The sequence below is a fragment of the Streptomyces sp. bgisy130 genome (assembly GCF_057708345.1).
The window spans coordinates 84027-95374 of record NZ_JBYISA010000028.1; the positions used below are offsets into that span (position 1 = coordinate 84027).

Here is an 11348-nt window from a genome sequence, read left to right on the forward strand (position 1 = left end):
CCGAAATTCGAACATGCGCACCCTTGAATTCCGGGACGCGGGGAGCGGTAGGTTGCCTTCCGGCGGAACGAGGACAACGTTTGAGGTGTACGTGCAGATCCGGGCGGAAACGACGCGCAGGTTCCTTCTCGAAGCGGCGGCAACCTTGTTCGACGAGAAAGGGTACGCCGGTACCAGCATCAGTGACATCAGTGCGCATTCCGGTCGCACCAGCGGGGCCATCTATTTCCACTACGCCAGCAAGGAGAAGCTCGCCCTCGCCATCGTCGAGGAGCATTTCGCCACCTGGCCGCATTTGATCAGCCGCTACCGGCAGCCCGGCCTGCCGGCCCTGGAGAAACTCGTCGGGCTGAGCTTCGAGGTGGCACGCGCCTTTCGCGACGACATCATCGTCCGTGCCGGAGCCCGCCTTTGGGCCGAACGCAAAGCCATCGACGCCCAGCTCCCCGCACCGTTCCTCGGCTGGATCGAAGCCGTTACCCAGCTACTCGAAGAAGCCGCCCGCAACGGTGAACTCGCTGCCGATGTACCACCTGCCGCCACCGCCCACGGCATCGTCTGCTCCTTCTTCGGTCTGCACACCGTCTCCGACGCCCTGGAGGGACGCCGGCACATCGAGGAGCACCTGCACGACCTGTGGACTCTGCTGCTCCGCGGCCTCCAGGCCGACCCCGATCCCGCCGGTCTGCTCAATCGCGTGCGCTGAGCGGCGGGCGACGATGCGGTGAGTTGGTAGGTGAGGTCGGCGGCGATCCAGAGCGTCATCGCGTCGCCCCGGTCCTGTTCTGCTCGGCCGAGAGCTGCCTCGAAGTAACGGAGAAACTCGCCTTCTTGGACGGACCGGACGGCTCTGCCCTTCGAGCCTTGAAGGGCACCGGCCATATACCAGCCATCGGACCGGCCGGGCAACTGCTGCGCGATCCCTCGTTTCCGGCTTCACGGCCACGTCAGGGACGCGAACCAATGCGACATCCCCGCATACCTTCGGCTCGAACAAGGCGGAAGCTTGTCCGAAAACGGGTCGTGCCAGTGATTGATCCTTTGTACCGTCAGGAAACCACTGAACGGGGAGATTTCCATGATTCGTCGTGCCTCACTGGCAGCCGCCGCGTGTGCGGCCGTTGGCTTCTCGCTTCTCACGGTTCCGGCTCATGCGGCTGGAGCCGAGGCGTCGCCCACCCGCGCGTCGCAGAAGGTGGCGTCAGGCTCGGACCATGTCAAGTGCACCAGGTTGAGCAAAGGCCAGCTCTGCATCGCCATGAACAGCCGGCCCCAGTCCATCGACGTCTTCTACACCAAAAAGGGTGGCTCGAACATCAAGGCGCAACTCGGGTACCGCATGGGCGGTTCGTCGTCGTACGACAGGCTGGAGACCATCAGCGACGGCGACCGGGCCACCAGCACCTGGAAGATGAGCTGGCCCTGCAAGAAGGCCGTTGGCCTGATCAAGGTCCAGGGGCAAGGGACCTTCGAAACCCCGGCGGCGACGTTCCCGGGCTGCTGACGAGGCAGCGCAGGACAACAAGGGGGAAGTGAGCTGGGGAGCAAGTCGGAGAATCACCCGCCTACTGGGCGTACTCGGGCGGCTCCGACAACCCGACCCCCAAGGGGCCCGCCGGGAGCGGGCCCCTTTCGCATGTCCGCACGCGCCCGCCAGGAGCAGGTGCCGCCGCAAGAAGCCCCGCTCTCGCCACCTTTGGCGACGAGTTCGACCCCGCCGAGCGCGTCGGCCTGTTCATCAACAGTGCCCAGATGGTCGATGCCATCACGACCATGGACGTGATCCGCCCGTGTTGGCTCGGCGTCCTGCCGGTGTGGGGATCCGCGAGGCGCGGCACGGCGCCCGGCATCCGACGCTCTGATCAGGGCATCCAGGCCACCAATGACGTCCTGACCTGCATAAATGAGGGGGCTTTGAGGCTATTGGCGCGCGGTCGGCCGCGTGAAGGGCAGGCGCCGACGGTGGTCGCCCCGGCGGTCCTCCGAGCTGTGCACGCCCAGGAGGAGGTCCCGCCGACCAGGGTCGGAAGTTCACCCGGATTCAAGGGTCGGCCAATATTCTGGTGGATTTCGCGACCCGCGCGGACTCGCGACCTGCCTTTCACCTGAGGAGACCCGATGACCACGCCGACGCCTGACGCCACAGGGAAGAGCGACCAAGTCGTACCTGAGGTGGCAGGCACCCCGATGAGCACGGCACTCTTCTCCGCGGCCCGGGTGCATCGCATCGCCGCCGGAAATCTGCTGCGCGACACCGGCCTGTACCCAGGCCAGGAGCTGCTGATGATGCGCCTTTGGCGGGAGGGGGAGCAGCGGCAGGCGGACCTGATCAAGACTCTCGGTCTCGACCCGTCGACGGTGACGAAGATGCTCAAGCGCCTGGAGCAGTCCGGATTCGTCACCCGCGCACAGTCCGCGACCGACCGCCGGGCCGTTGTGGTGCGCCCGACCCGCGCGGGCCAGGCGCTGCGCGAGCGGGTGGAGCAGGCGTGGAGAGAGCTGGAGAAGGCGACCACCGCAGGACTGACCCGCGAGGAGCGCGACATCGTGATGCGCCTGCTCGGCCACATCACCGAGAATCTGACGTTCCCCTCGCCCGGCGCGCAACCTGGTGGTTCCCCGGCGGCTGCCGCACCGCCCGCCGATCACTCCTCGGCCGACTGACCCGAAGGGCTGTATCGAGCCGGGGTATTCATTTGGTCGACCAAGTTATGTTGCGGGCATCGCTTGGTCGGCCAACCTTTGGGACCCGCTTGTGGCCACGGCATTCGATCCGCTCAACCTCGCCGGCGTGACGCTCGACAACCGCATCGTGAGGGTGCCAATGGGGACGTCGCCTGGGCCCGCCGCCCGGGCCTGCCCGCGGACGCCGCAGATCCGGCGCCCACGCTGCGCACCGGACTCGGCGTACCGCAGACACGTATGGCGAACGACCAACGAGGTGAACCTGGTCAGGCTGAAGGCAGGAAGAGCACCGGACCACACAGAGGGGAGGTCTGATGGTGTGCGATCCACTCTGACGGTCGGTTCGGCGCAGATCTGCCCTGATGCTGCCGAAAGGCCGTCCCGCCTCCGCACCGGCACAACATCCGAGGAGCAGGAACGATGGCACCCGATACGACAATCTCCCAGGTGAACATGACCCTGGCTGCCCTTGCAGCCACCGGGGCCACCACGCGTCCGTCCGGGGAAACCCTGGAGCAGCAGACCAAACGAATCATCACCGGCATCGACGCGCAACTGAGCGATCCCACCCTTGCGACGCAGGGCTCGTGGGAACTGGTGTGGCTGGCCCTGAGCGAAGCCAACGCCAATATGGCCTACCTCGCACGGAGCACCGATGGCTCGAACGCGTTCGCCGTGGTCGCTCGCGGAACGGACGCCGATTGGACCGACATCCTCGAGGACATGGAAGTCGGCACGGTCGTCCCGTTCCCCGAAAGCGGATCGCCGAAGCCCATCTACGTGTCCAAGGGGGCAAAGGACGCGTTCACACGAGTGGTCAACGCCCGCTCGATCGCCTCTCCCTCCCCGAACGTCACGCTCGCTCAGGCGCTCTCCGTCGCGCTCAAGGCGGCGCCCTCCTCGCCGCAGCCGACCGTCTATCTGACCGGGCACAGCCTGGGCGGTTGCATCGCCAGCATGCTCGCGCCGTACCTACAGGCACAGACCTGGCCGAAGCAGCCGAAGTTCGCGGTGATGACCTATGCCGCTCCCACCGCCGGCGTGCAGAGCTTCGTCGACTACTTCGACTCCATTTCGTGGCTCATCGACGAGCGCCAGAACAACGCCTACGACCTGGTACCGCACGCGTGGGCCGATCTCGACACCACCGCCGACTGGTACCCGAGCCCGGGGCCGCAGGCGACCGAAGAAGTGAAGCTGCTCATCGGGAAGATCGCCAGGCGCACCAACGGCAATGTCTACGTCCAGCCCGGCACGCTCTGCCTGATGAACACCGGATACACGAGCTTTTCCGAGAAGCTGATCCACAAGACCACCCAGGACTTCCTCGGCCAGGTCGCCTACCAGCACGCCAACTCCACCTACCTGGACCTGGTGGGGGCGCCTGACGTGCCTTCACCGCCGATGGTGACCCACCTGAGTCCCACCTTCGGCGCAGCAGGCGACACGGTGACCATCTACGGCACGGGTTTCAGTAAGGACAGCATGGTCGACTTCGGCCGCTTCGCCTGCACCGAGCCGCCCACGATCGACCCCTCCGGCCTCAAGATCACCGCCAAGGTCCCCAACGGCACGGGCGTCGTCCATGTCCGCGTCACCAACACCCTCGGCACCTCCCCGGCCATCGCGATGTCGCAGTTCGCCTATGGCGGACCCGCACCTGTAGTGGTCAGTTCGGTCAGCCCGACCAGCGGAAAGGTCGGCACCCCGGTCACCATCAACGGCGAGGGCTTCGCCGCGGGCGCCACCGTGCACTTCAAGGACAAGGCATCCGACTCGGTCACGTTCGTCTCCACCAGCCAGATCACCGCAACCGCGCCCGGTCTGCTCGACGTCCAACAAACGGTGAACATCACCGTGACGGTCGGCAAGGCCACCTCGCCCACCAGCCCGGACGACGAGTTCACCTACACCGGACGGTAGGGCCCGCCCGCGCCGTTCTTGTGTACCTGTCCGCGAACTACGCGGGCGACATGGGCGCGGTGCAGCGCGGCCATGGCATCGGCGATCTCTCGGAACACCCCTTGGTACAAGAACATCGCCTCCAACCACTGGTGTTGAGGGCATGCGTGCTAACCAGCGGTCGTGATCGCTCGGTGGCTGCTGGCGGTGGGCGGGTGCTCCCAAGCACCCGCCCACCGGGGCGACGGCCCGTCGCCCGCGCCGTTCGTCGGGGGCCGTGGCCTCCGTGGAGCAGGCCCTCCCCGGCGGCGGCGTCCCCGCGGTCGCCGATCAGCTGGGGGCGTCCGACCTCAGCGGTCTTCGCAGGCAAGTGTCAGACACAGCATCAGCACCTCGTAGGGGGTGCGGTCGTTCTGTGCGGTGGGCGTCTCCTCGGAGTCCGCGACGAACCGCCACTGCGATGGCTGGGCGTGTTGGGTCTCTCCCTTCTTCTCCACCTCGACGTGGAGTGTGCGGGCCTGCGGGTCGTTCGTCTCGACGAGCACTTCGTCGCCGTCCACCGAGAAGTGGTCGTGCAACAGGACCAGGCCGAACCGGTCCAGGTTGCCGTGCTTCTCCAGTACGGCCTGGATGTCCCTGGCGAACTCCGTGTCCTGTGGGCCGAGTGGTTCTGCGTCTTCGAAGCGGGGAAGGGGGTGGTGCGATGCGCGGCTGGTCTGCGTAGGCATGAGCATCTCCCTTCGACCGCGCTCTGCGGTCTCAAGACACCATAGGCAAAGGGTGAGTTGCGGCAGAAGGGCCCGACGGTGGCAGGGGTCCGATGTGAGCCGGTGGCAGTGCCGTCGGCTCAACCACGGCGGCGACCGGCAGGGCAGGGCGGCCGTGCACGGACCGCAGCCAATAATTACCCGTGGGTAACTTGGCGTACAGTGCTGGCAGTTGCGGGCAATCGGCCCGCCGGCTGTCTGTAGGGCAGACCGCCTTCGCACGGCACAACGGGCTGCCACCACGCGTAGCCCGTGCAACGGAAAGGACCCCCCTCATGGCCGCCCCACGTCGGCTTCGCGCGATACTGCTGCCGCTGACTCTGGTCGTCTCCGCAGCCACCCTGGGCACCGGAGCCGCAATGGCCGTCCCGGAGGACAAGCTCTCCGGGAACGCGCCCAGCACCACCGAGCAGCGCCCCACCTGGGCCATCGCCCACCGGGTGCTGACCACGGGCGGGGTGACCAGGGCGCTCGCGAACGGGGCCAACGCGCTGGAGATGGACGCAACGGCCTGGCGCGAGGGCTGGTGGGCCGACCACGACGGCACTCTCACCAGCTACGGGGACACCATGTCGGCCATGTTCGACCAGGTGGCGAAGGAGCATGACGACGGGCGTCAGGTCTCCTTCGTCTGGCTGGACATGAAGAACCCCGACTGGTGCGACAGCAACGACCCCGAGTGGCGCCAATGCTCCGTGGCCGGGCTGCGGGACATGGCGCGCGAGAAGCTGGAGAGCAGGGGCATCCGGGTGCTCTACGGCTTCTACGGCAAGGAGGGCGGCAGCGGCTGGAAGAACGCCCTCGCTGACCTGAACTCCAAGGAAGCGGTCAGCTACAGCGGCGATTACGCGCAGGTCCGGGACGGCTTCGCCAAGCACGGGCCGAACGTCCCCGGCAACCAGCGCGTGATGGACAAGGGCGAGTTCAATATGGCCTTGAAGTTCGGCAGCATCCGGACGGAGCTGGAGGCCGCCAGGAAGGCCCGGGACGCCGGAGAGCTCGCGCAGACCGTCGGCTGGACGGTGGGCAAGGGCGACGGGGAGCGTGCCGCCACCCTGCTCGACTCCGTCGACGGGAGTGCCGCCGTGGACAGCCTGATCTACGGCAACCGCATGTCGTGCTACCCGGACGGCGTCAGCGGTCCGAAGGGCTGCGGCACGGACGACAGCGCGGTGCGTGAGTCGCTCTCGTACCTCACCGACTATGTGAAGGCCCACCCGGACACCCGCCGGATGGCCACCCCTCGGGACATCCCCTTCGGCAGCTGACGCCCCGAGCTGCCCCGCCCGGCCCCGGGGTTCGTGTCAGCTCCGTCGCCGCCCAGCCGTGTCCGTGTCCGGGGACCGAATCGTACGCAGCGGTTCCCGGACACGGCTGGACACGGCTGGACGCGGGGGAGTGCCCAGGCTTCCCGGGCGGCCCGCTATCCGACCTCATCGCCGCCCGCTGCGGCCATGGGCCGTCACAGCTGGCTCTGACGTGTCCCGCCGCCCGTCCGGGCCTTCTCCCGCCCACCGCACGGGTGTTGGCCCACGTCGCTGCACCCACGGGGACCGGCCAGTCGCGCGATGGCTGGACTTGTGACGACCGCGTTCCCAGCGCTTCTTCGACCAGGTTGTTGTCCTCCCGAAGAACGGGCCGCCGGGAGCCGTGAGCTCAAACGCTGCAACGAGGGTGCCCCGTGGGCGACGACGATGTCCTGCTATTTCAACGGGGACTTAATAGCCCGGAAGTTCGCTACCCCTCTCTTTCAACGGCAGTTGGTATCCCGGAAGTTCGCGGCCTTCTCTTTCAACGGGATTTGTTAGCCCGGAAGTTCGATGCCCTTGTCCACCCGGATTGCATTCTTGGGATACCCGGCGCCAAAGAAGAACCTCGCGGTACCGTGCGCTGCGCCAGCGGTCCGTGCGTACGGACAGCGTGGTCTCGGATTGCTGCTCCAGCCGACTGCGGCGTTGGAGGTGACGAACACCCGGGGAATGGGTGGACGCGAGTTTCGCCAAAAAAGTATGGGATTTCCCATAAGCATCACGCCCAGCGTGCGCCGGCCGCTGGAAACGTGGGGTTCGTGTGCGAAGCACCCCTGGCCGCGGGTCCCGTGCGGGCATCAGTGCCGCCCCTTCCCCGGTAACCGTGCGCCTGAGGAAATCTGGCGGATGCCCTGCCCCTCGGTTCTCGAATTTGAGATCGCTGCGGTGGGGCAGTCATCGCGGCCCCGCCCCGGCATAACACGCGCCACTCGGCGCGTACTTGAGGGATGTTGCCATCTGCTGCGTCATTCCGGACGCAGTGGCCGGCGGGGTCATGTTCTCCGAGGCGAAAGGGGAACTGTCCATGACAAAAGCGCCAAGCTCGCCTCTACGGGGCACCTCGAATACATCTCACTAAATGAGACATTAGAAGGGCAAAATAGGCGAAAGGCGTGAGGTCGCTTAATGTGTCTCGGCGTCAGGTTCGACACAGAAACGGTCATGTGCGCAGTTGGGCTCCAGCCGCACCTGAAGTGATGGGACGACAGGGGGTGGAGGCCATGGGGCTGTTCGAAGCTGCCGGAGCGCGGCAGATCGAGTCAACTGCCGGCACTGCCGCGTCGGATCGCGCACCGGAACGCAATGAGAGAGACATGCACAAGGTGACGAAACGGCGGCTGCTGCAGCTTGCGCTGGCCGTGGACGCCGCGGGTGCCTTGATGCCGGTGGGCGTGCTCTGTGCGGTGACACGGCAGCCACAGCCGCTGCTCACCGCGGTGCTGGCCGGCGCCGCATGGCTGGCCGTAGGTGCATTGAAGAATCGTTACACCCGGGATGAGCTGGCCGGTGACAATGCCGCGATCCCTATCGTGTGGGACTGGCTGATCATGCTGGGAGTGCTGTCCGTCGTCTTCGTCGCGGGGCGGGTCGAGGTCTCACTCGAAGTCTGTGTGCTTGCGCTGCTGCCCTGCCTGGCGCTGACTGTGGTCCGGCGCAAGCTCGTGCACCGTTATCTGCTGGCCGTCCGCCGTCGTGCGCAGGCGCTCCGCCGGGCACTGATCATCGGGGAAGCGGGCGCCGTCGACAAGGTGTGTGCGCTGCTGGCGCAGCGCACCGATCACGAATACGTCGTCGTCGGCAGCTGCCTTGTCGGTGCGGAAGCCACCGAGTCGGCATTGCCGGTCCTTGCCCGGCTCGTTCCCGACGCCGACGCAACAGATGCGGTGTTGGACGGGGAGACCGTGCTGAGATGCGCCGCGGAACTCGATGCCGAACTCGTCTTCGTGGCGCCGGGCCGTCAGCTGTCCGCGGCGCGGGTGCGGTGCCTCGCCTGGGCCCTGAACGACGGAGGCCGGGATCTGGCCGTACTCCCGGGTCTGATCGATGTGTCACAGCATCGTGTCCGGCTGGCGAACGCGGCGGGCCTGACGGTGATGCACATAGACCACGCGACGCGACGGGGGCTGCCGGTTCTGCTGAAGCAGGCCACGGACCGGTTGGGGGCGCTGCTGCTGCTCGTACTGCTCTCCCCGGTGTTCGTCGCGGTGGGTGCGGCGATACGGCTTTCCTCCACCGGGCCGGTGTTCTACTGGCAGATCCGGATGGGCCAGGATCTGCGGCCGTTCCGGATGTGGAAGTTCCGCACGATGGTCGTCACCGCCGACCTGATGCGGCCCGCGCTGGAATCGGCGAATGAGCACGACGGGGCGATGTTCAAGATCCGGCGGGACCCGCGGGTGACACGGGTGGGCCGACTGCTGCGCCGCTTCTCGCTGGACGAGCTGCCCCAGCTGTTCAACGTCCTGGCCGGCCATATGTCGTTGGTCGGCCCGCGGCCCCCGCTGCCCGAAGAGGTGGAGCGGTACGACGCGATCGAGCTCCGCCGGTTGTCGGTCAAGCCGGGGCTGACCGGGCTGTGGCAGGTCAGTGGGCGGTCCGATCTCTCGTGGGACGAGACCGTCGCACTGGATCTGAGCTATGTGGACAACTGGTCCTACGCCCGCGACATCGGTGTGCTGTTCCGTACCGTGCGGGCCGTCGTGGACGGGCGCGGTGCGTACTAGACGCAGCGGCCCCTGGTGTGCGGTCGGCGCCTCACCGAGTGGCGGACGCCGTACGCACACCAGGGGCCGGGAGCGCTCACACCGGTGCGGGCTCCACTCGCCACGCCTGGTAGGTGCGGGCGATGCCCTCGGCGAGCGGGATGGTGGGCGTCCAGCCCAGGGCCCGCATCCTGCTGATGTCGAGCAGCTTGCGCGGGGTGCCGTCGGGGCGGGAGGGGTCGAAGGCGATCCGGCCCTCGTATCCGACCGCGGCGGCGACGCAGGAGGCGAGGTCGGCGATGGTCAGGTCCTCGCCGCAGCCGACGTTGACCGTGTCGTCGCCGTCATAGCGGCGCAGCAGCACCTCGCAGGCGGCGGCCAGGTCGTCGACGTGCAGGAATTCGCGCAGTGGGGTGCCGGTGCCCCAGAGGGTGAGTTCCGGCAGCCGCTGTTCCTTGGCCTCGTGGAAGCGGCGGATGAGTGCGGGCAGGACGTGCGAGGTCTCCAGGTCGAAGTTGTCGCCGGGGCCGTAGAGGTTTGTCGGCATGGCGGAGATGAAGGAGGCACCGTATTGCCGGCGGTAGGAGCGGATCTGGACGAGGCCGGCGATCTTGGCTATCGCGTACGCCTCGTTGGTGGGCTCCAACGGGCCGCTCAGCAGGGCGTCTTCGGTGATCGGCTGGGCGGCGTGCTTGGGGTAGATGCAGCTCGATCCGAGGAACAGCAGTCGGCGCACCCCGGCCCGGTGGGCTCCTGCGATGACGCTGAGCTGGATGCTCAGATTGTCCTCGAGGAACTGCACGGGGTAGGTGCTGTTGGCCATGATTCCGCCGACTTTGGCGGCCGCCAGGACGACGGCGTCGGGCCGCGCCGCGCGCAGATACGCCTCGGTGGCCCCGGCGTCCCGCAGGTCGAGGTCCGCGCGGGTACGGGTCAGCACGTCATAGCCCTGCGCGGAGAGCCGCCGGGCCACGGCGGATCCCACCAGGCCTCGGTGGCCCGCGACGAAGACACGGGCGGGTGTGGGCAGCAAGTCATCCATAGGGCGGATTGTGCCATTCAACCCGATACACCCCGTGCCGATTTCGTGAAATAGCGCCCACTTATTGCTCTCGAGCACGGTGACGGAGCGGGCGTCCACGCCCCTCGAACCGTCGGCACGTGGCAACACCACATTGATGTACATCCTTCCGGGAGGAAGCCATGACGAAAACCGCCCTCATCACTGGAGTTACCGGCCAAGACGGCTCGTATCTGGCGGAGTTGCTGCTGGGCAAGGGCTATGAGGTGCACGGGCTGATGAGACGCTCGTCGAGCTTCAACACCGAGCGCATCGACCACATCTACCAGGACCCGCACACCCCCGACCGGCGGCTGCTGCTGCACCACGTCGATCTGTCGGACGGGGTGGCGCTGGTGAATCTGCTGCGCGATGTGCAGCCCGACGAGGTCTACAACCTCGGGGCCCAGTCCCATGTCCGGGTCTCCTTCGACACTCCGCTGTACACCGGCGATGTGACCGGGCTGGGCGCCGTGCGGCTGCTGGAGGCCATCCGCGCCAGCGGTATCCAGACCCGGCTCTACCAGGCCTCGTCCTCGGAAATGTTCGGCTCCACCCCGCCCCCGCAGCATGAAAGCACACCATTCCACCCGCGCAGCCCGTACGGCTGCGCCAAGCTCATGGCGTACTGGTCCACGGTCAACTACCGCGAGGCATATGGGCTGTTCGGGGTCAACGGGATTCTCTTCAACCACGAGAGCCCGCGGCGCGGCGAGACCTTTGTGACCCGCAAGATCACCCGAGCGGTGGCCCGCATACAGGCGGGCCTTCAGGAGCACCTCTACCTCGGCAATCTCGACGCCGTCCGCGACTGGGGCTACGCCCCGGAGTACGTCGAGGCCATGTGGCTGATGCTCCAGCAGGACGAGCCCGACGACTATGTGGTGGCGACCGGAGTGGCCGCGACCGTACGGGACTTCCT

General features: G+C 67.1%; 9 protein-coding genes. 7 read left to right on the top strand and 2 right to left on the bottom strand.

Annotated features, from left to right (window positions below):
- Positions 1-85 precede the first annotated feature (85 nt).
- The 4 genes from AC3EUV_RS28725 (at position 86) to AC3EUV_RS28740 (ending at position 4608) form a co-directional block, all read left to right on the top strand.
- Positions 86-706, top strand: coding sequence for a ScbR family autoregulator-binding transcription factor (locus AC3EUV_RS28725; RefSeq protein WP_432145189.1), 621 nt, complete (start codon positions 86-88; stop codon positions 704-706).
- A 372-nt stretch (positions 707-1078) separates the two neighbouring features.
- Positions 1079-1504, top strand: coding sequence for a hypothetical protein (locus AC3EUV_RS28730; RefSeq protein ID WP_432145188.1), 426 nt, complete (start codon positions 1079-1081; stop codon positions 1502-1504).
- A 614-nt stretch (positions 1505-2118) separates the two neighbouring features.
- The gene (locus tag AC3EUV_RS28735; RefSeq protein ID WP_432145187.1) at positions 2119-2664 is read left to right on the top strand and encodes a MarR family winged helix-turn-helix transcriptional regulator; all 546 of its coding nucleotides are present in this window, start codon (positions 2119-2121) and stop codon (positions 2662-2664) included.
- A gap of 474 nt (positions 2665-3138) precedes the next feature.
- Entirely contained in the window at positions 3139-4608 is a 1470-nt protein-coding gene (locus tag AC3EUV_RS28740; RefSeq protein ID WP_435604197.1) for an IPT/TIG domain-containing protein, read from the top strand.
- Between the two features lie 329 nt (positions 4609-4937).
- On the opposite strand, the gene AC3EUV_RS28745 is transcribed toward AC3EUV_RS28740, so the two are convergent.
- Entirely contained in the window at positions 4938-5315 is a 378-nt protein-coding gene (locus tag AC3EUV_RS28745; protein ID WP_432145186.1) for a hypothetical protein, read from the bottom strand.
- Positions 5316-5629: 314 nt separating this feature from the next.
- Between AC3EUV_RS28745 and AC3EUV_RS28750 the strand changes: the two genes are divergently transcribed.
- Positions 5630-6622, top strand: a complete 993-nt coding sequence (locus tag AC3EUV_RS28750) for a PI-PLC domain-containing protein (RefSeq protein WP_432145185.1) — start codon at positions 5630-5632, stop codon at positions 6620-6622.
- 1355 nt (positions 6623-7977) lie between these two features.
- Positions 7978-9387 carry a sugar transferase gene (locus AC3EUV_RS28755; RefSeq protein ID WP_435604194.1) on the top strand — a complete coding sequence of 470 codons (1410 nt, stop codon included), beginning with the start codon at positions 7978-7980 and terminating at the stop codon, positions 9385-9387.
- Between the two features lie 76 nt (positions 9388-9463).
- Here AC3EUV_RS28755 and AC3EUV_RS28760 read toward each other — a convergent pair whose 3' ends face one another.
- A complete protein-coding gene (locus AC3EUV_RS28760) occupies positions 9464-10408 on the bottom strand; it encodes a GDP-L-fucose synthase family protein (protein ID WP_435604195.1) in 945 nt (314 codons plus the stop codon).
- 161 nt (positions 10409-10569) lie between these two features.
- On the opposite strand from AC3EUV_RS28760, the gene gmd reads away from it, so the two are divergent.
- Positions 10570-11348: GDP-mannose 4,6-dehydratase (gene gmd / locus AC3EUV_RS28765; RefSeq protein WP_432147148.1), on the top strand; the 779-nt coding region annotated here is incomplete at its 3' end.

Excerpts from the sequence above, each read along its gene's own strand:
- AC3EUV_RS28730 (WP_432145188.1), top strand. The coding sequence starts at position 1,079 with ATGATTCGTCGTGCCTCACTGGCAGCCGCCGCGTGTGCGGCCGTTGGC.
- AC3EUV_RS28735 (WP_432145187.1), top strand. The coding sequence starts at position 2,119 with ATGACCACGCCGACGCCTGACGCCACAGGGAAGAGCGACCAAGTCGTA.
- AC3EUV_RS28740 (WP_435604197.1), top strand. The coding sequence starts at position 3,139 with ATGACCCTGGCTGCCCTTGCAGCCACCGGGGCCACCACGCGTCCGTCC.
- AC3EUV_RS28745 (WP_432145186.1), bottom strand. The coding sequence starts at position 5,315 with ATGCCTACGCAGACCAGCCGCGCATCGCACCACCCCCTTCCCCGCTTC.
- AC3EUV_RS28750 (WP_432145185.1), top strand. The coding sequence starts at position 5,630 with ATGGCCGCCCCACGTCGGCTTCGCGCGATACTGCTGCCGCTGACTCTG.
- AC3EUV_RS28755 (WP_435604194.1), top strand. The coding sequence starts at position 7,978 with ATGCACAAGGTGACGAAACGGCGGCTGCTGCAGCTTGCGCTGGCCGTG.
- AC3EUV_RS28760 (WP_435604195.1), bottom strand. The coding sequence starts at position 10,408 with ATGGATGACTTGCTGCCCACACCCGCCCGTGTCTTCGTCGCGGGCCAC.